The sequence below is a fragment of the Confluentibacter citreus genome, assembly GCF_002807055.1.
In the GTDB taxonomy this organism is placed as follows: Bacteria; Bacteroidota; Bacteroidia; order Flavobacteriales; family Flavobacteriaceae; genus Confluentibacter; species Confluentibacter citreus.
The window spans coordinates 560569-581570 of sequence record NZ_NIXN01000001.1 but is presented as its reverse complement, the minus strand read 5'-3'; the positions used below and the strand labels follow the sequence as shown (position 1 = coordinate 581570).

At 29.6% G+C, this 21002-nt stretch carries 21 protein-coding genes; all 21 read right to left on the bottom strand.

Annotation, left to right across the window (positions count from 1 at the left end; genetic code table 11):
• Positions 1-177: 177 nt before the first annotated feature.
• Entirely contained in the window at positions 178-1386 is a 1209-nt protein-coding gene (locus CDH49_RS02460) for a WcaI family glycosyltransferase (protein ID WP_100614461.1), read from the bottom strand.
• Positions 1379-2233 carry an O-antigen ligase family protein gene (locus CDH49_RS02455; protein WP_157805264.1) on the bottom strand — a complete coding sequence of 285 codons (855 nt, stop codon included), beginning with the start codon at positions 2231-2233 and terminating at the stop codon, positions 1379-1381. The genes CDH49_RS02460 and CDH49_RS02455 overlap by 8 nt, the downstream gene beginning before the upstream one ends.
• A gap of 350 nt (positions 2234-2583) precedes the next feature.
• Complete coding sequence (locus CDH49_RS02450; RefSeq protein ID WP_100613706.1) at positions 2584-3123, bottom strand: putative colanic acid biosynthesis acetyltransferase; 540 nt, start codon at positions 3121-3123, stop codon at positions 2584-2586.
• Positions 3120-4184 carry a glycosyltransferase family 4 protein gene (locus CDH49_RS02445; protein ID WP_100613705.1) on the bottom strand — a complete coding sequence of 355 codons (1065 nt, stop codon included), beginning with the start codon at positions 4182-4184 and terminating at the stop codon, positions 3120-3122. The genes CDH49_RS02450 and CDH49_RS02445 overlap by 4 nt, the downstream gene beginning before the upstream one ends.
• Entirely contained in the window at positions 4181-5287 is a 1107-nt protein-coding gene (locus tag CDH49_RS02440) for a hypothetical protein (RefSeq protein ID WP_157805263.1), read from the bottom strand. The genes CDH49_RS02445 and CDH49_RS02440 overlap by 4 nt, the downstream gene beginning before the upstream one ends.
• 271 nt (positions 5288-5558) lie before the next feature.
• A complete protein-coding gene (locus tag CDH49_RS02430) occupies positions 5559-6464 on the bottom strand; it encodes a glycosyltransferase (protein WP_100613702.1) in 906 nt (301 codons plus the stop codon).
• 217 nt (positions 6465-6681) lie between these two features.
• On the bottom strand, positions 6682-7653 hold the full coding sequence (locus CDH49_RS02425) for a glycosyltransferase family 2 protein (RefSeq protein ID WP_100613701.1): 972 nt from the start codon (positions 7651-7653) through the stop codon (positions 6682-6684).
• Positions 7646-9004, bottom strand: a complete 1359-nt coding sequence (gene wzx, locus CDH49_RS02420) for an O-unit flippase-like protein (RefSeq protein ID WP_100613700.1) — start codon at positions 9002-9004, stop codon at positions 7646-7648. The genes CDH49_RS02425 and wzx overlap by 8 nt, the downstream gene beginning before the upstream one ends.
• Positions 8988-10292, bottom strand: coding sequence for a protoporphyrinogen/coproporphyrinogen oxidase (locus CDH49_RS02415; protein ID WP_100613699.1), 1305 nt, complete (start codon positions 10290-10292; stop codon positions 8988-8990). The genes wzx and CDH49_RS02415 overlap by 17 nt, the downstream gene beginning before the upstream one ends.
• A gap of 7 nt (positions 10293-10299) precedes the next feature.
• Positions 10300-11208: an NAD-dependent epimerase/dehydratase family protein gene (locus CDH49_RS02410; RefSeq protein WP_100613698.1), complete on the bottom strand. Its 909-nt coding sequence runs from the start codon at positions 11206-11208 to the stop codon at positions 10300-10302.
• Positions 11209-11745: a dTDP-4-dehydrorhamnose 3,5-epimerase family protein gene (locus tag CDH49_RS02405; protein WP_100613697.1), complete on the bottom strand. Its 537-nt coding sequence runs from the start codon at positions 11743-11745 to the stop codon at positions 11209-11211.
• Between the two features lie 3 nt (positions 11746-11748).
• Positions 11749-13074, bottom strand: a complete 1326-nt coding sequence (gene rfbH / locus CDH49_RS02400; protein ID WP_100613696.1) for a lipopolysaccharide biosynthesis protein RfbH — start codon at positions 13072-13074, stop codon at positions 11749-11751.
• 8 nt (positions 13075-13082) lie between these two features.
• Entirely contained in the window at positions 13083-14165 is a 1083-nt protein-coding gene (gene rfbG / locus CDH49_RS02395; protein ID WP_239970549.1) for a CDP-glucose 4,6-dehydratase, read from the bottom strand.
• Positions 14144-14920, bottom strand: a complete 777-nt coding sequence (gene rfbF, locus CDH49_RS02390) for a glucose-1-phosphate cytidylyltransferase (RefSeq protein ID WP_100613695.1) — start codon at positions 14918-14920, stop codon at positions 14144-14146. The genes rfbG and rfbF overlap by 22 nt, the downstream gene beginning before the upstream one ends.
• A 42-nt stretch (positions 14921-14962) precedes the next feature.
• Positions 14963-15952 carry an FAD-binding oxidoreductase gene (locus CDH49_RS02385; RefSeq protein ID WP_239970548.1) on the bottom strand — a complete coding sequence of 330 codons (990 nt, stop codon included), beginning with the start codon at positions 15950-15952 and terminating at the stop codon, positions 14963-14965.
• Positions 15953-15965: 13 nt separating this feature from the next.
• Entirely contained in the window at positions 15966-17048 is a 1083-nt protein-coding gene (locus CDH49_RS02380; RefSeq protein ID WP_100614459.1) for a GDP-L-fucose synthase family protein, read from the bottom strand.
• 144 nt (positions 17049-17192) lie between these two features.
• Positions 17193-18311 carry a GDP-mannose 4,6-dehydratase gene (gene gmd, locus CDH49_RS02375; RefSeq protein WP_100613693.1) on the bottom strand — a complete coding sequence of 373 codons (1119 nt, stop codon included), beginning with the start codon at positions 18309-18311 and terminating at the stop codon, positions 17193-17195.
• A 9-nt stretch (positions 18312-18320) separates the two neighbouring features.
• Entirely contained in the window at positions 18321-19190 is an 870-nt protein-coding gene (gene rfbD / locus CDH49_RS02370) for a dTDP-4-dehydrorhamnose reductase (RefSeq protein WP_239970547.1), read from the bottom strand.
• Entirely contained in the window at positions 19171-19716 is a 546-nt protein-coding gene (gene rfbC / locus CDH49_RS02365) for a dTDP-4-dehydrorhamnose 3,5-epimerase (protein WP_100613691.1), read from the bottom strand. Before rfbC ends, rfbD begins: the two co-directional genes overlap by 20 nt.
• The gene (gene rfbA, locus CDH49_RS02360; protein WP_100613690.1) at positions 19716-20582 is read right to left on the bottom strand and encodes a glucose-1-phosphate thymidylyltransferase RfbA; all 867 of its coding nucleotides are present in this window, start codon (positions 20580-20582) and stop codon (positions 19716-19718) included. The genes rfbC and rfbA overlap by 1 nt, the downstream gene beginning before the upstream one ends.
• A 55-nt stretch (positions 20583-20637) precedes the next feature.
• Positions 20638-20991, bottom strand: coding sequence for a four helix bundle protein (locus tag CDH49_RS02355; protein WP_100613689.1), 354 nt, complete (start codon positions 20989-20991; stop codon positions 20638-20640).
• Positions 20992-21002: the final 11 nt, after the last annotated feature.

The following is a 21002-nucleotide window of genomic DNA, read 5'->3' as shown; positions in this document are numbered from 1 at the left end:
CCAAATCTTTTCTAATTAACAAATATTACTTTTATAATTTTGTTTTGGGAGACCAACATTGTAGTTTACAAGTCTGAATATTTTGACCGTGTTAACAAGTATTTTCAATTGTAATCATTACTTTTTAATAATCTTCCATACAAATATAAGGTCTTAAATAAAATTAAGAGCAACTCTCTATATTTTTAATAATTCCATTTTAAACTTGTCTAGAACTTCTTTTTGAGAAAACTTATCATTAACAAAGCGTTTAGCATTTAAACCCAACTCCTCTCTAAGTTTCTTATTATCTATTAATGAAAGAATGCAATCTGTAATCGCTTTAACTGAGCTTCCGTCAAAATAATAACCTCCTTGTGACTCATTAAAAATTGTAGCCACTTCACTTTTCATATTACCAGTAACAATAGATGGTTTGCCACTTGCCATCATCCCTAATAATTTAGAAGGCATGACCGTGTCTATCACATCTGTTTTTTGAAATAAGACATGTAAATCGGCGCTCGATAGTAAAAGAGGTAATTCATCAAAAGGAACTAAATTATAATGCTTAACAAATTTAAATGGCTTGAATCTATTTATGACATTTTCTTTTTCAGCTCCTTCTCCTACTATAATGACATCTATATTTGGTGTGTCTTTTATTTCATTTATAAAATCAAAAAAAATATCCCAATTTTGTTTTGTTCCTATATTACCCGAATATAAAATTTTAAAATCATTTGAATCTAAATATGTGTGTGGTTTATTAAAATCTTTATCAAATAAAGAAATATCAATCCAGTTTGTTAAATAATAAGATTCAACGTTTGCTTTTTGTTTTAATTTATTCAACATCCCATAGCTGATTGTTGAAACAACATCAGCTTTAGATAAAAGCTTTTTTTCTATCCATAGCAATCCTTTGAAAATAGGTTCTGAATTACCTTTTAGTAGTCCAGACTCAATGGCTGCATCAAACTCAAAATCTTGAATATGAACCCATAATTTTGATTTATATCTTATTTTTAAAAACCATCCTAATAATGCCGAAGTGGTAAAAGGTATAATTGAAATAACGATGTCTGGTTTAGTTACACGAAAAAGATTGATGAAATTTCCAATTGTAAAACTGATTAAATGAATTATTCGCTTGGAAAAAGTAGGATTACTTGGAACGTATTGTTTACTTCTTAAAACTTTAACTCCTTTGATTGTTTCCTTAAAAAAAAATGATTTAGACATATAATCGTCTCGTATTTTCCATTGTGGGTAATACGGAAATCCTGTAATAACAGTTACTTCAAATCCATTTTGCGATAAATATTCTGCCTTTTGAGTAGTATACAAACCAATAGCAGTATCCTCTGGATAATAATTAATGCCTATGATTAAAATCTTATTCAAATTCATATAGATTTAAAAAACCGAAAAAACTGATAACAAAAGAGATTAATAATACCCCAAACTGTCTCTCTATTAAATTCTCACTAAACAACCCGAAAAAAATAATTATCAAAACAGAAAAAAATATTATATCCTTTTTTAAGAAGGCTAATTTAAAATTAAAATATAAATAATAAATAAACAGCGCAATACCTAATATTCCAGTTGCCAACCAAACGCTCAAAAACTGATTATGGGTGTTATATTCGCTATCTCCACCATATTTACCTATAAATATGTTCGAAACTTCATTTTTAGTAGATGTAAAACCCATACCTAATATCCCGTTACGTTCTAATAGTTCAAAACTAGAAAGATATAGTGCATATCTAATATTTGTAGAATTATTCATGTCTACTCTATATGAATATGTTTTTGGTTCTATTATTTCTTTCAATCTTTTGTTATAAAATAAAAAACAACACAAGATTATAAATGTTAAAATAAACGTTATAATTAACTGCATCTTATTGATTTTAAATAACTTAATTATGACTACCATTGTTATAATGAAAAGAGATAATATCGTCATTTTACTTGATAGTAGCAATACAAAGCAAAGATATATTAGTCCTCCAATTACATATATATATTTTTTTCTGACGAAAAAAAGTTTAAAAGAAAATACTACACTTATTGCGAAAAATATTGAAACATAAATAGGGTCAAGTTCGATGTAAGGAATATATCTAATAGAATTTCTTAAAGTTTCAGGATCAAAAAAAGATTTCCACCACACTTTAAAATTAAAAAGGTAATTTATATAGGCCAGCAGAATATAAATGAAAGAGGCCAGAAAAAAACTCATATACAATGTATTTCTTAAAAAAACAAGATTCAGTTTTTTTGTTCTTAAATTATATAAAATTAAGAAAAATGCGAGGGGTATTAGAATAAATGGTATGGACCTCTCTATAAATTTAAAGTCTGCTTTGTTTAAATGGATTAATCCTAAAATGAAAATGAAAAATGGAATAGAATATATAAAAAAATACTTGTTAAACTTGAAAGTAAAACTATTATTTCTAATACTCAATAACGAGTTTAACACTAAATAAAAAACACAAATCCATTGTAGCTTATATGGTATTATAATTAATAACCCGAATAGTAAAATTGAACTATTTTTTTTTAAAAGGTTTATACAGTACATGTCCCTCATCTTTCTTTATGGAACTTTGCGGGGGTGCCAAAATAAATTTTATTCGATTCTAGATCACAAAAAACGCTGCTCCTTGCTCCTACAATAGCTCCTTTTTTTATGTTCACACCCGGGGCCACATAAACATCTGTTGCTAACCAGCATTCATCTTCTATTGTTATTGAATCTTCACTAATTGGAAAATCTATTCTTTTATAGTTATGAGATCCCGTGCATAAATATGTTTTTTGAGAAATAACCACGTTTTTCCCAATAAAAATATTACCTAAAGAGTAAAAAACAACATCATCACCTACCCAACTATAATCCCCAATTTTAACTTTCCACGGATAAGTAAATCTCGCTGAAGGTCTTATAATAACTTTTCGTCCAATTTCAGCTCCAAAACATCTTAACAAAAGATTTCTCCAACCATATAAAACTTGAGGAGACATTCTAAATAGTGTAGCTTGAACAATCCACCAAAGCTGAACGGTGAATTTAGATCTACCCCTAAATTCATTTGGTGTTTTAAATAAACTCAAATTCTGTTTCATTTTGATTTAAACACTTTTAAAACATTATTAACAAAATCTTGCTCATTGAAATTGTCTGTAATTATTTTATGATTTATTTTTAATTGAGTATGATCAAAATTATTAATTAAAATAACTTTATAGATATCTATGGCCGAACCTGACTCAACAAAATTTATTTCATTGTTTTGAAAAATATCTAATAATGCGTCTTGTCTTGTGCTAATAATATGATTTCCAGATCCCATTGCCTCTAAAATTGAAATAGGAAGCCCTTCAATTTGAATAGAAGGAAATACAAACAAATTTCCCCATTTTAATAAATCTCTCTTTTGGTTATCCATGACCACTCCTAAATATTCAATATGAGGATCACTTTTAATAATACTTAAGATATCTTTTGAAATTTTATCATCAATGTTTCCTGCTATTTTACATCTATAATTGACTTTATCTCGTTTTAAATAAGATAATGCCTTAAAAAACACAAACACACCTTTCTCCGTCATTAAATTACTCAAGTACAATATACGCAACTCTTCAGTTCCTTTTTCAAAAACCTCTTCTTCAGATAAGATGAATTTTGATTCTACAAAGTTAGAAACTATGAAAATTTTTGTTTCATCAATAAATGGAATTAAATTCTTTTTTAATGATTCAGATAAAACAATTCCTTTTGTACAACTTCTTATTGAATAAGCAAATAATCTTTTTTTTAAACCATATAATTTAGAATAAGTTTCCAACAACAAATTACCATGTAAATGAAAAACAATGTCCTTTTTTAATAAACAACCAATAAATATATATGGTAAATATTTAATAACCCCAAAAAAACTTTGACCTGAAGTTATATAAATAACATCCTTATTAAAAATTTTATATGCTTTAAAGTATAAAGAAATATTTAAAAATAACTTATTAAGAGAAAACCTCCCTACATTCTCTTGAAAAAAAGGAAGAGTTGTGTTTATAAAATCTACATAAATATTTCGTTCGGTTAATTCCTTTATTAATAAATCATTTGAAACGGTCACACCCGTAATAGGCTCTTTTAAAGGGCCAATAATTAAAACTTTCATTTTCTTTTTTTAGGCAAATTCTTATATGCCTCCTTAAAAATCCATGTTAAGAAAAGCAAGCTATATAAATAATAAAGATATCGCACAGCAGACCTTAATAAATACTCAAAAGAGTATATAACATATAAAACGGAGATAAAAACTAAAACAAAAGCAAAGATTCTTTTCTTGTTATCAAAAAGTCTTCTTACACGATAATCTATATCTGCAAATATGACCCCAATTGATAAGTAAAAAAATGCACTAAATGTTTTTCCCATTACAAAAACTTGACCATGTGATGTAAAAGGAGCGAATGGATTAATCATTAAATCTGGGACATATTTATAAAAACCAGCAATTGTTCCTGGAAGTGGATTTAAACTAACTAAAATAATATTCCAATCTGGAATTGCTTCTTTTAATGTTTGTATTGTAACGAACACTCCAAAAATAAATGTGTAATAAATATTAAACATAAAGTTCCTTTGAAAATTACTCAAAACGCTATTTTCATTATTAAAAAGACCAGAAAAATAAGGTAGTATTCCATGTTCATCAAATGATCTAAATGTAATCAATAAAGAAAAAATGACAAAACTAAACAACATGTTAAATCCAAATGATAATTTGTTGAATAAATTATTTCCTTTTGCTTGAAAAATTAAAATAAAATAAATTAAAAGATATAGTACAGTAATTCTTGAACCAGTACCGAATGAAAATATCATAAGAACCCAAAAAAAAAGATTACTTAACTTTCTATGGCTTATGTATGTCACCCCAAGAAGAATAACATTAATTAAACTTAATATCTTTATTAAAAGTTGTAATGCTCCGGAGTGATCTGGTGACAAATAAGATGATCTTGTAAAAATATCTAAACCGTAGGTTATAAAATATAAAATAATAATAAACAGTAATAATAATTTAGAAAGAATCACCAAAAAATGAGGATAATTAAACTTGAAAAATAAAGACTCCGTAAAGGAAGTTTTAAATAATATTCTTTTTAATCTAATCGAAGAATTATAATAAATTACAATCCCTAACATAAAAAAATTAAAAGAAAATAAATATTGCTTAATGGTATTTAAAAAATCTATTTCTTTAACATCATCCAAAGAATACAAGTTAAATTTATCATTATAAAAATAAAAATATAATATGCTTAATCCCATTGAGGCTAAAAAAAAGAAAGAATATATGTATACTGGGCTTAGAATAAAAAACCTAATCATCCTTGTTAAAAAGAAAAATAAAATGAAAGTTGTAAAGAGTAATAAAATCATCTTATATTCTATAAAACTAAATCAATCTAATTTCAATTGCCAAAAAGACATATTGTTTTTTCTCAATTAATTTACTAAAGCTATTCATATTGTTTCTCTGTTTTTATCTGTTCATGAAATTCTTAATCATTATTAACGCTTTTACTTCAATTGAAGAAGGTAAAAATAACCTAAAGATATTCATTAATCTTTCTTTCTTTTTTATTTTATTGACTCTTTTCTTATAAAACATTAGTTTATCCTTCTCACTTAATTGTTTTTCAAAAACACTTCTCTTTTCTAAAAATTTTAAATTGGGTTTATTTCCAGCTAGGCTCGAGTTAATATAACTTAAGATCTTTTCATTAAAATCAGTCGAAGCTTGTTCTAATCCCGAAATTGATTGTGGTGTTAGTCTATAGTCTATTAAACATTCTGAAAGATTTTCAATGTCTCCATAGTTCAGTAATTGACACCATAAAAAATGATCTTCAAAGTATTTTCCTATGATTTCCGAATATCCGCCAATTTTAAGTACAATGTCTTTTATATACATAACTGATGGATGAGCTATAATATTCCCATTATTAAGTAAATGCTTTTTGATTGAACGGGTTCGGGTTATAGGGTAGGATCTGCCTAAATACACTCCATTTTCATCTATATAGTTAACTGCCGAACCCAGAAGAACAAGATTAGGATTCTTTTTAAAAGTATTTACTTGAATTTGAATTCTATCTCTTTTAGCAATATCATCAGAATCTATTCTTGCAATCAAATCTCCATTTGCTAGATTTAACCCTATATTTAATGTTGCAGCAAGTCCTTTGTTTTCTTGATCAATTAGAACTATCCTATTATCATTAAACCCTTTCACTATATTTAAAGAATTATCAGTAGATCCATCATTAATAATTATAAATTCGAAATTCGTATAAGATTGCAATAGTATACTTTCTATTGTTTCTCTTACATATTTTTCTCCATTATACAGAGGCAAAATTATGGAAACTAATGGACTACTGTTCATTATATTATTGATGATTTCATTTGTTTAATAGTTAAATTTTAATATCAATTAGTTAATTTTAATCCATTAACATAGAATATTTAAACTTCGTGTAAGTTGTTCTTTTTATTTAATAATAAATGATTTTTTCTATAAAAAAAGAATGTTTTAAGCTAATATAATGCATTATAAAGTGATTAACAATCTTCAGATAAAACAAATTAGGTTATCGTGTAGATTAATTCTTAAATAAATATTTCAATAATATTCTCATGAAATAGACTGTTGATATTAGAAATATTTTAGGACAATAATAAAACACTCTATAAATAGAATCCTCTTTTAGTTTTATATTTAAATAATCTGAATAGATATTTCTTTTGTTTCTTATATCATTAACTAAAGTTTTTGGAGAAACTACTAGAAAATCTAAAAAAGATTTTAATGCTCGTGTTTTTGTGATAAGACGTAACTCCTTATCACAATACTTATCTATAATTTCATTATAAATATAAGAATGAGATAAACCCATTACCGATTTTGTAAAAGGTTTATTTGTATCAGCTAAAACACTTTTCCTATAATAAACTAATTTTTCGGGCGTCCCAAATATTTTACACTTATTACTAAATATTGAGTAAAATAAAAGCCAATCATTGCTACCGTGTAATTCTGTGTAATAGTAACCAAATTTAGATATTCTAAAAACACTAGATATTGTTGGGAAACCTAAGCCGTTTCTTGAAGCATAGTTCAATAATATTCTTCCATCATCATAATATCCAAATGGTTTTTCAAACATCTTATTGGCAGAAATCATCTTTTTTTTGTTAGTAAAATCATACAATAAGTAAAAATTTGAATAAAAAACATCCAATTGTGGGTAATTATTTAGTGATTTTGAGAAAAACTCAACAAAATTTGGTTCTAAAAGATCATCATCCCCTAAAATCATTACAAATTCTGTTTTTGTTAATTCTATGCAGCGATTCCAGTTTGCAAACATTCCAATATTAACCTCATTTCTATAATAATCAACAGTCTTTAATTCACAAGTTTCTCGAAAAAAATTACTATCCGAAGCATTATCTACAACAATTACCTTACATTTAACGGTTTGTAATAATGCACTATCTAAAGCTTGTTCAAAAAAAAGCTCTCTATTATATACTGGTATTGCTATGGTTATTTTATCACAATACTCATTCATTAGTATTTGATTTAAAATAATTAAGGTCTTTTAATACTTCCAAAGGCCATTTCCATGCGTTATACATAAGTTGAACTAAAATAAGAGAAACAGGAAAAGAATATAAGCCCAATTCAGAAAAATTTAAAAATAGTATTATAAAAATGATATTCAAAATGCCTGTTATTATTGTAGGCTTTACAAATGGAATAGTATTTTTAGTAGTTAAAAATGTGGCACAATTTCCATGAGTAATTTCCATTAAAAATACAAATCCAAATAATAGCAATAATAAACGCGAAGGAAGATCCGTATTACTTCCAATAACACCCAAAATATACTTTCCTAAAAATAATAATATTAATAACCCTATACTATAAACAATCCAACCAAAGATCATACTCTTTTTAAAATCTAATTTTAATTGTGGAAAATTTTCACTCATTCTAAGACTATTAAACTGGGGTATGTGTGTATTAAAAGATACCCTAGAAATATTCTGGAGCACACCAAAAATTTGCAATGTTAATCCCAAAACAGCTACTTCAGCAAGTGGGAGATAGATACCTGCAATTATTACACTTGATTGACTTATCATAAAAACCCCAATGGTTACAATACCAATTTTTTTTGAATTATACCAAATGATTTTGAATAAATTTTCGGGGTGATAATCTGAAATTTTCATGAACTCTTTTTTAATCTCTGAATCATAAAAATAATAGTAGGCCAACACTCTGTCTACTATATTTCCTATAAGTGAAGCTATTGCTACTCCTAATAATCCCAAACCCATTGAGAGTGTAATAAAAGCTATAATTAAATAGGATAATTTTGAAAAAATAAGCACTTTATTTAGACTAGTTATTAGACCTCTTCCTTCTAATAATGCCCCATAATAACCATAATAAAAGGTTAAAACATTAGATGTTAGGTACAAAAACCATGCACTTAAAATTTTAGTGGTATTTTGGCTTTCATCAATAGCACTTAATAAGTATAAGGATCCCCCAATGGATAAAACAAAAAAAGCTATGATGGAGATATTTAAGTATACTCTCTTTAAAGTATATATTAACGACTTTAAAAGAGTATATTTTATTTCTAAAGATTTATCCTTTGTACTCAATCCTTCTTTTAAAAGTTCTGTTGCTCCTCCAAATATGTACGATACAAAACGAGACGTATTAGGGTGAAAACCAAAGTCTAATAAATTTACAAATGCAGTTATAGAAATAAAAAGATACCATAAAGCTAAATCATTGCTAGGTAATTTAATTAAAATTATAGGCAGAATAATAAAAGAAGAACCATATTTGAATATCTGGCCTAGATAACTCCACAAAATATCTTTTTTAGTAATAACTATCATTACTCTTAGATAGTTTAATTAATTGTAATGCACCATTCCTCCCGCTTATTAAACTCTGATCGCTCCAAAAATAATCCCATTCACCAAATCGTCCAACAGAAATAATCTTGTTCTCTTTTAAATAATCCAATACAATTTTTCTATTTTCGTAAATATGGTGGTCAAAAATTATATTCGCATATTTCTCGCATCTAATATCTTTAACGATAAGATCTTCTTCTTTAAAGAGTCCCATTTTAATAAATCTCTGGATAGTTTGATCTAATATTTCTAAATCATTCATTTTGAGTTTTTCTCCTCTATTAAAATAAATTTCTGCTTGCAATGAACTACAACCCTCAGGGGCATTATCCTTAGATTTTAGGCTCGGGGAATAAACTCTGGCAGGGAGAATATCCTTATCATAAATATAAAACCATAATTTATTTCCAATATCAGGTTTGTTAAAACCAAGGGAGACTAGATAGCCAGAAGTAAAGTTTAGTTTTTGAGATGCTTTGAGTACCTTTTCGGGAATATCATTTATTAATTTGCAAATTTCAGGTAATGGTAAACTAGAAATTAAATTATCAAACACCAATATCTCTCCGTTTTTTAGTGTTATTTCATTTTTTAAAAAATTTATGTTACACACTTTAGAATTAGTTCTTATATCTAAACCTTTAATCATAGGTTCTAGAAATGATTTATATCCTCCTTTTTTAGGATAACGCATCTCTTTAGCATAATAAGTATTAGGGGTCAAATCTGTTTGACACCCTTTTTCAATCTCTTCTAAGGTTGGTTTATACATTCTTTCACCAACCCATTTAGTCTCCAATTCACTTGCTTTTAAAGTCCAATACTTTTCGGTATAAGGTATAGGAAAGTTTTCTGCAAAATAATCACCATATTGAACCCTTAACCATTCTTCATAGTTCTTTATTTTTGAAGCATCTAAATCCTTTCTTTGCCTAAAATCCTGAAGAATTTTATCTTGTTCCTCCTTGTTTAAAGGATAAAGATTATTTTGAGCTGGATGTTTTAACCAAGTGCCTTTGTAATAATTTGAAGACAAAGGTTTATGCTTTATGAGTGGGGTTTCAAAAAAAATATTATTCACATATTTATCATTTGAAAACGATAAATGGATAAACTTATCAAATCTAAAACCATCCACTATAAAATTATCTAATAAGCCACCCCAAGAATCATTCTTTTCGAGAATAATTGAACCTATATTATGTTTTTTTAACTCATAGGCCGCACCTACACCAGCTATTCCTCCCCCAAGTATAATATTTCCCATATGGTTATTAAATGTTGTTTTTGAATTTATCTTTTAAATACAAATTGACACCTTTTCTTAAACTTATTCTTGCAGACCACCTAGGTTTAAATTTATTTAACTCAACATTAGCTGTTGCATCCATTATGTCATTATGTCTATATTCCTTTCCTCCCCAATTTATTCTTAATTTTTTCTTAGTTAGTTTTTCGATTAATTTTGCCAAATCCCTTAATGAGGTACTCACTCCAGTACCCGCATGTATATTTTGCATGTTAGGAATTGTTTCAAAATTTTCAATTAAATGCAAATAAAGACTAACAATATCCAAAATATGTATAAAGTCTAACTTTTGATTTCCTGGGGATAAATCTAAATTCTCAATACTAAAAATTGATTCATATAAATAATCAATTATTTTTTTTTGGCTATCAGCTCCTCCATAAATAGTATAAGGCACTACAGTAAACTGTTTAAAATTATATGTTTTTGAATAATAATTCACAAAAGATCTTGAAGCTGTTTTTGTTGCTGAATATAGATAAGCAGGTTCATAAATATTATCTGTGCCTGATTTGTATTCTGCAAAGGTTCCTGTATTAATAAATAATTTAAGTTCAACTTGTGAGATCGAATCCAAAATTCTTAATAAAAAAGTAATATTTGATTCAACCAAATTATTAATATCTTTATATCCATCAGATGGAGTCAAAAATGACGCTAAATGAATGACTATTTCAGGTTTAAAATCAATTATTATCCCTTTGAAGTAATCATGATCACTGGTAATTTCAAGTTTTAATGTTTTAGAACCATGAATATTCAATGATTTTTCATAACTTCTTGTAATTTCTAAAATTTGGTGATTTTTGATAACTAATTCGGGAATTAGATGTCTACCAATAAAACCTGTAGAACCAGTAACTAAAATTCTCATTTAAAATGGAGATTTAAATTCATGCATTTTGTCAAAAAGCCTATCCCGTTCTGAAATAATTGGATTAATAAGCTCCCAATCAAAATCAATAGAATCATAATAAATTCCAGAGTCTGCACCAGAATTATATACTGAAGAAACATGATATACCGTTATTGTATTGTCTTCTAAAGATTTGAATCCATGCGCAAATCCTTCGGGGATAAATAATGCCTTTCTATTATTAGCGGATAATTCTATTGAAATACTTTTTTTATATGTAATTGATTCTTTCCTTAGGTCAACAATTACATCGATTATGCTTCCCTGTATTACAAAAACCAACTTTTTATGTTCAAATGGAGGTAGTTGAAAATGCATTCCTCTTATAACATTTTTTTTAGAAATTGAATAATATGTTTCTTTAATATCAAATTTCAACTCTTTACGATTAAAATCCTCGTTACTAAAAGTCTTAACAAAAGTTCCTCTTTCATCAGTTGCAACAAAATTATCAATAATATTAACTCCTAATAATTCCGTTTTCTCAATCTTCATATTTTAAAAATTTAATCCAAAAAACTCTTCTAATTTTTCCCCAACAAATTCAAAATGTTCTTTTCCTAAGGCCGGATATATGCCAATCCAAAACGTATTGTTCATGGTTATATCTGTATTTGTTAAATTACCTACCACACGATATTCTACATTTTTAAAATAAGGCTGTTTAGTAAGATTTCCCGCAAACAACAATCGAGATCCTATTTTATTTTGGTCTAAAAAACGTAATAAATCTACTCTATTAACCCCTGATGTCTCTTTGATTGTTATTGGAAACCCAAACCATGATGGATTGCTGTTTGGTGTTGCTTGTGGAAGCTCTAAAAAATCTGTTAACGTGCTTAACCTATTATACAATAATTCAAAGTTTTCTCTTCTTGTCGCTATAAACCCTTCTGCTCTATCAATCTGCGCTAAACCGCATGCTGCTTGCATATCGGTAATTTTAAGATTATAACCCAAATGAGAATAGACATATTTATGATCATAACCATAAGGTAAATCACCGTGTTGTTGTTCAAAACGACATCCACAAGTATTATCGCAACCAGGCGCACAGTAACAGTCTCTACCCCAATCTCTAAAAGATTCTGCTATTAACTTCAATTCTGCATTATTAGTAAAGACGGCACCACCTTCTCCCATAGTAATATGATGCGCCGGATAAAAACTAAGTGTTGCAATATCCCCAAAAGTACCTACTAGCTGATTATTATAGGTAGCGCCTAAGGCATCACAACAATCTTCTACTAACCATAACTTATATTTTTCACAAAGTTCTTTTACTTTACCCAAATTAAACGGGTTACCTAAAGTATGAGCTAACATTATAGCTTTTGTTTTAGGTGTAATTGCCGCTTCTATAAGCTCTGCATTGATATTATGCGTTTTAATATCCACATCAACAAAAACAGGGACTGCACCAAATTGAACAATTGGGTTTACTGTTGTGGGAAAACCTGCAGCCACTCCAATAACCTCATCCCCCTTTTTTATGGCTCTTTCACCCAATTTTGGAGATGTAAGGGTATTAAAGGCAATTAAATTGGCTGATGAACCTGAATTAACCGAAAGACAGTATTTAACCCCAAGAAAGTTCGCTAATCTTTTTTCAAACATAGTATTAAAACGCCCTGTTGTTAACCAGCCATCTAAAGAGGCATCAACCATATTCTGTATTTCGGCATTTCCTAATACTTTCCCTGCTGGTGGAATTACAGATTGTCCTGGCACAAATGCTTTTGGTTTATACGCTTCAGTCGTGTATTTTTCTACTAAAACTGCAATTTCCTTTCTAAGATTATCTAATATTTGTTTGCTTTCCATTTAATCTCTTATTTACTATAACTTTCTATTTCTTTTAAACACACATTCCTCATATTTTTACCCGCTTTCCAATCTTGATGCCAATTTACAATTAAATTAAGCGTATGCTCTAAATTCCATTTTGGATTCCATTTAAGCTGATAAGCTGCTTTAGAGCAATCTAATTTTAAAAAACCAGCTTCATGAGGGTTATTATTCTTATCCAACTCCCACCTTACATTACCACCCCAATTAACAACCATTTTATCTAAAATCCAATTTACGGGCTTACAGTCTTCTTCTTTAGGTCCAAAATTCCATGCTCCTGCAAATGAATTTCCATTTGAATATAAATTTTGAGCTAAAACTAAATATCCTGAAAGAGGCTCTAATACGTGTTGCCAAGGGCGCGTGGATAATGGATTTCTTATAATTACGGGTTTAGATTTTTCAAAAGCTCTTAAAATGTCTGGAATTAATCTGTCTTCTGCCCAATCGCCTCCACCTATTACATTACCCGCTCTAGCAGAAGCCAAGGAAGCTGTTTCATTTGTATGAAAAAAAGATTGTCTATAGGCCGCTGTGACCAATTCTGCGCAGGCTTTACTACTGCTATAAGGGTCATGCCCTCCCAACGGTTCATTTTCCCTATACCCCCACACCCATTCTTTATTTTCGTAGCATTTATCTGTAGTTACAGATAGAATTGCTTTTAAATTTGAACAACTGCGGGCTGATTCCAATACATTAACAGTACCCATAACATTAGTAGAATAGGTGTCGACTGGCTCTATGTATGAGAGGCGCACTAAAGGTTGTGCAGCCATATGAATCAATATATCTGGATTAAAAGAGGTCATGCTTTCCTTTAACGTTTTTAAATCTCTAATATCTCCTATAACAGATTCCATATCTTCCGCCACATTAGCTTCTATAAACAATGAAGGCTCTGTTGGTGGGTTTAAAGAAAAACCTTTAACATTTGCCCCCATGGATTGTAACCACAAAGACAACCAGCTTCCTTTAAAACCTGTATGTCCTGTTAAAAAAACCTTTTTCTCTTTCCAAAAAGAACTATCTACTTTTCCGTTTATTCCCTCCATAATTTCCATGGTGCTTTATTAGCATCCCATAATTCCTCTAAATATATTTTATCCCTTAATGTATCCATTGGTTGCCAAAATCCTTCATGTTTAAATGCCATTAATTGATTATCTATAGCTAAACCTTTTAAGGGGGCTTGTTCCCAAATAGTAAAATCTCCTTCTATTCTATCAATAACTTTAGGTGATAAAACAAAAAACCCTCCGTTGATTAAAGCCCCGTCACCTCTTGGTTTTTCTTGAAATTGTTTAACCGTACCATCAATAATTTCCAGTGCACCAAATCTTCCAGGAGGATACGTAGCTGTTAATGTGGCTTCTTTCCCATGATATTTATGAAACTCTATTAATTTCTTAATATCAATATCTGCAACACCATCCCCATAGGTAAAACAAAAACTTTCTTCCTCTTTTAAATAAGGGGCGACCCTTTTTAGCCTTCCTCCAGTCATTGAATCATCCCCTGTATCAATTAAAGTAACAGTCCAAGGTTCTGCTCTTTTTTCATGAACAATCATCTTATTGTCTTTCATGTTGAAAGTAACATCTGATTGGTGAAGAAAGTAATTAGCAAAATATTCTTTTATAACATACCCTTTATAGCCACAGCAAATTATAAAGTCGTTAATTCCATAATAAGAATATGTTTTCATAATATGCCATAAAATTGGTTTTCCTCCTATTTCTACCATAGGCTTAGGCTTAGTAACTGTTTCTTCACTTAATCGTGTTCCTAAACCTCCTGCTAAAATTACTGCTTTCATCTGTTTCTTTTCAATTGTTTTTTAATGGTCAGAGGCTACATTCTAATTTGAACTGACAAAAGCGTCAGAATAAAAATTATGTTCCTTTAAATTATTCTCAATCAATACCTTTTTTGCTGAAAGGATCATATCATTTGATCCACAGGCATATACTTGAGCGTTTGATAAATCGATTTTTTGCTTTAACAATACGTTTTGAATATAGCCATTTTCTCCTTGCCAATTCACGTTTTTCCTTGATAATACTGGAATAAATGTGAAATTAATTAAATCATATTTTGGGTTGAAAAAAATATCTTCTTTGTATCTCACTCCAAAAAATAACCATATTTTTTTTTCTTTGTAAATTTCAGGCTGCTGATTAAATTGTTCCAATAATGCTTTTACAGGTGCAATTCCTGTTCCTGTAGCTAAAAAAATTATATTTTTTATAGTTATATCATTTCTATAAAAAAAAGTGCCTAAAGGCCCTTCGATTCTCAATAAGTCATTCTCTTTTGCTTTTGAAAAAAAGTAATCACTCATTACACCATTGTTATATTTCTTAATATAAAATTCTAATTTATTATCCCCTTTGGGGTTGTTAGCTATAGAGTAACTTCTTTTTATATTGTCTTTTATAATATTAACATATTGTCCAGCTATAAATTTAAAATTACATGTTGGCGGGAATCTAAGAACTAGTTTTATGATATCTTCTTTAACTTTTTCAATAGTATCAATTTTGGAAGGAAATACTGAAGGTTCTGTTAAAACAATATCTCCAAGATCTTCAATGTCCAATTTAATATTTGAAAGTGGTTTTGCATTGCATGAAAGTACATAACCCGTATTTCGTTCTTCTTTAGAAAGTACTAGCTCTTCTTGTATGTTTTCAACGTCACCCTTAATAACTTTAACAATACAACTTCTACACCTAGCGGACAAACAACTGTGCTCTAATACCAAACCTGCTTTCTTTGCGGCTGAGAGAATCGTGGATTCTGAATCACATTTAAAAACCTTATTATTTCTTAGACTAACTTCGAACATATAAATATCTTCTTTAGTATTGTGCTTTCTGGCTTAAAAACCAATCATAAGTCATTTTAATTCCCTTATCTAATTCAACAGAATGTTTCCAGCCTAAACTGTTTAATTTAGATACATCTGTTAGCTTTCTCATAGTTCCATCTGGTTTTTCAGAATTAAAGACTAATTCACCTTTAAACCCAACTATATTTTTAATTGTTTCTGCTAACTCTTTAATTGAAATATCTACTCCAGTACCAATATTAATATGGGTGTTTCTAATGTCATCTTGTTGACCTTCCAATCTTCCTATGCTGGAAAATGCAATTAATCGTTGAAAATCTGAATGTTCCATTAAAAACACGCAAGCTTCTGCCATGTCTTCACTCCATAGAAATTCACGTTTTGGTTTTCCTGAGCCCCAAATTTCAACACTCGTTGCAGAGACACCAAATTTGTTTAAATAGTTTTTAGCTTCTTCAATTGTGTTTAACTTTAAATCTGCAATAACCTCATCATTTTTACCTTCGTGCAATAATTTTGCTAAATGAATTTTCCTTATTAAAGCGGGCAATACATGCGATTTCTCTAAATCGAAATTATCATTGGGGCCATATAAATTGGTTGGCATTACCGAAATAAAATTAGTACCATATTGCAAATTATAACTTTCACACATTTTTATGCCTGCAATTTTAGCAATGGCATAAGGCTCATTGGTGTATTCTAAAGTATCTGTTAATAGATACTCCTCTTTCATAGGTTGGGGCGCGTTTTTAGGATAAATACAGGTGCTTCCTAAAAACAATAGTTTTTTTACGTTATGAATATAGCTTTGATGAATCACGTTGTTTTGAATCATCATGTTTTCATAAATAAAATCGGCTCTGTATATGTTATTTGCTACTATACCTCCTACTTTCGCCGCTGCCAAAAACACATATTCGGGTTTTTCTTCTTTAAAAAAAAACTCTACAGCAACCTGATTCGTTAAATCAAGTTCTTTGTGGGTTCTTGTAACAATGTTATTATACGCATTCTCCTGAAGATTTTTTAAAATGGCGCTTCCTACTAATCCTCTGTGTCCCGCAATATATATTTTGGAATCCTTATTCATAAATTTTATTCCTATTCCTCCTAAGTTTAATTCTTTATCTCTATAAAAAGATTGCTTCGTGCCTCGCAATGACGTAAAATTGATTGGCAAGATTACTTAAGTCTTCCGATAGCTAATCGGGACTCTCACAATGATTGTGGTTACCTATTCAAAATAATTTTTAATTTTATAACCCCCATCTTTAAGGTATTGTTGCTTTTCCATGAGTTTAATGTCGCTTGTCATCATATCTTCCACTAATGCAGCTAAATCATATTTAGGTATCCATCCTAATTTCTCTTTGGCTTTTGTGGCATCTCCAATAAGTAAATCCACCTCTGTGGGTCTAAAATATTTTGGATCAACCGCAATAACTTCTTTACCTATTTCTAACTGATACTTTTGGTTGTGGCAAAATTTGATATAACCTTTCTCATCTGCTCCTTTTCCTTTAAACTCAAGTTCAATACCCAAATGGTTAAAACACATCTTCACAAAATCTCTAACGGTTGTTGTTTTTCCTGTAGCAATAACCCAATCTTCTGGCTCATCAGCCTGCAAAATCATCCACATCATACGAATGTAATCTTTAGCGTGTCCCCAATCTCTTTGCGCGTCTAAATTTCCTAGAAATATTTTTTCTTGTAGCCCTAAAGCAATTTTTGAGGTTGCTCTTGTTATTTTACGTGTTACAAAAGTTTCTCCTCGTATGGGTGATTCATGATTAAATAATATGCCATTACAAGCATACATTCCATAAGCTTCCCTATAATTAACGGTTATCCAATAAGCATACATTTTTGCAACAGCATATGGGCTTCTTGGATAAAATGGTGTAGTTTCGGTTTGCGGAACTTCTTGCACTTTACCGTATAATTCTGATGTCGAGGCTTGATAAATCCTGGTTTTCTTTTCCATACCTAAAAGGCGAATGGCCTCTAATATTCTCAAGGTTCCTATTCCATCTGCATTAGCAGTATATTCAGGCATTTCAAAAGATACATGTACATGGCTCATGGCTGCCAAATTGTATATTTCATCTGGTTGAACTTCTTGAATAATTCTTGTTAAGTTGGTGCTGTCAGTTAAATCGCCATAATGAAGATAAAAATTTCTATTTTCTACATGAGGGTCTTGATATAAATGATCAATTCTATCAGTATTGAACATGGACGATCTCCTTTTAATACCGTGTACTTCATAATCCTTTTTTAATAGAAACTCACTTAAATAAGCGCCATCCTGTCCCGTTACACCTGTAATTAATGCTACTTTCTTTTTCATTTGGTTGTTTTATTCATTTAATAAAATAGAGTTTTTAGGCCGCTTGGCAAAAGTAACATAATTACTAGTTTTTACAAGTTTAGTCTTGGTATTTAATTTATTTTCTGACAAGATGTCTTTTGCAAAATCATACCATGTCATTACTTTATCATCGGAAACATGTTTTACGCCATATTCAATTGACTTATTAACCATTAAATCTATAATGGCTTTTGCTAAACTTTCGGCATTGGTAGGGCATCCTATTTGTTCTGTAGTAATAGCCAACTCTTTTTTAGTGTTGGCCAGCTCCAAAATGGTTTTGTAAAAATTTTTACCATAATTTTTACTGTATAACCAAGAGGTTCTAACTATAAAATAATGATCTAATATTTCTTGAATATACTGTTCGCCTAACAATTTAGATTTACCATATTCATTAATAGGGTTTGGCAAGTCTTTTATAGTATATGGTGTTCCCTTTTCACCATCAAACACATAATCTGTTGAAACATGAATTAATGTTGTCTTATATTCTTTACATACTAAGGCTAAACTTTTAACGGCCTCGGCATTAACTTTATAGGCTAAAGCGGGAGTTTTTTCGGCTTGTTCCACATTGGTATACGCTGCACAATTTATACAGTAATCAAACTTATACTTCTCAAAAAAAATATCAATTTCTCTTTTGTTAGTAATATCTAATTCAGATTTAGAAGTAAAGGTGAAATCAAAAGTACTATTTCCTGCATATAATTCCTGTATGGTCAGTCCTAATTGACCATTGGCTCCAGTAACTAGTATGGCTATTGGTTGTTGGTCCCGATGGCTATCGAGTTTATTTACTGGTATATTTAAATCCGAATCATTCATAAAAAAATCAAAAAATTGCCTTGTCAAAAGGTGGGAGTTTTAAATCTTTTTCTGATATAACAAGTTCCTCTTTATTTAATTTCCAATCAATATTTAAATCTTTATCATTATAAATGATGCCTCCTTCAGAATCTTTATTGTAGAAATTATCACATTTATAAGAAAAAATAGCTGTATCACTTAATACCCTAAAGCCATGAGCAAACCCACGAGGGATGAATAATTGTGTTTTATTATCTTCAGATAGTTCTAAAGAAACATGTTCTCCAAAAGTAGATGAGTCTTTTCTTATGTCTACAGCAATGTCCAAAATGCTTCCTTTTATAACACGTACTAATTTTGCTTGTGAATATACCCCGTTTTGATAATGAAGACCTCTTAATGTTCCTCTTACAGAAAGAGATTCGTTGTCTTGAATAAAATTTATATTTTCACCAATTAACCCATTGAATGTATTTTGATTGAAACTTTCAAAAAAATAACCCCTAGAGTCTTCAAAAACTGTTGGTTCCAATATAAAACAGCCTTTTAATTTTGTTTCTTTTACTGTCATTACTTTTTATTAAGTAAGCCTAATAAGTTTTTACCATAACCGCTTTTTAATAAAGGTTCTGCTAAATTTTTAAACTGATCTTCATTAATATATCCCATTTCATAAGCAGCCGCTTCGATAGCTCCTATTTTAAGGCCTTGGCGTTCTTCTATTACTTCAACAAATTGTGAAGCCTGCATCAACGATTGAAATGTACCGGTGTCTAACCATGCTGTTCCTCTATCTAAAATACTGACATTAAGCTTACCTTGTCTTAAATATTCTTTATTGATATCTGTAATTTCGAGTTCTCCTCTATGGCTTGGTTGTATGCCTTTTGCAATTTTTACAACAGAATTATCGTAAAAATATATACCCGGCACAGCATAGTTTGATTTGGGTTTTTCTGGTTTTTCTTCAATGGAAATGGCTTGGCCATCATCATTAAATTCCACCACACCATAACGTTCGGGGTCGTGTACTCTATAAGCATAAATAATGCCTCCATCTGGATTATTGTTTGCTTGCAATAGTTTTGCTAACCCAGTACCATAAAAAATATTATCTCCTAATATGAGTGCTACTTTATCTTCTCCAATAAAATCTTCTGCTATAATAAAAGCTTCTGCTAAACCATTAGGCGCATGTTGAACCCCATATTCAAATTTACAACCATACTTTTTGCCATCACCTAATAAATCGTGAAACAATGGTAAGTCTTTTGGAGTAGAAATTATTAAAACTTCATTAATTCCTGCATACATTAATGTAGAAAGGGGATAATATATCATAGGCTTATCATAAATAGGCATTAATTGCTTACTTACCGATAATGTTAAAGGGTGCAAACGTGTGCCTGAGCCTCCTGCTAATATGATTCCTTTCATTGTTTGATGGTTACAAAGTTATGGGGTTATATAGTTATATGGTTATAAAGTGTTGTCAATTTAAACTTTTTATTAGGTTGGAAAGCATGTTCCTAATAAAATAGATGCGTTTATTTGCTTCTTCTACATTTTTCAAATATTGGAGTCTTAATGCGATTTCCAATTGAGTCTCGACTTCTGAAAGAGACCCTAAAGCAATATATAAAAATCTAGAGAATTCTTTTCCTCCTTTTCTCCCTGCGCCTTCTGCAATGTTGGATGGTATCGAAACAGAGGCTCTACGTAATTGAGATGTCAATCCAAAGGCTTCTTTTGAGGGAAACTGTTCAGTTATATCATAAATCATAACAACAAAATCCATCGACTCCTGCCACACTTTTAAATCTTTATGAGATTTAATTTCATCCATAGTTTAAATTA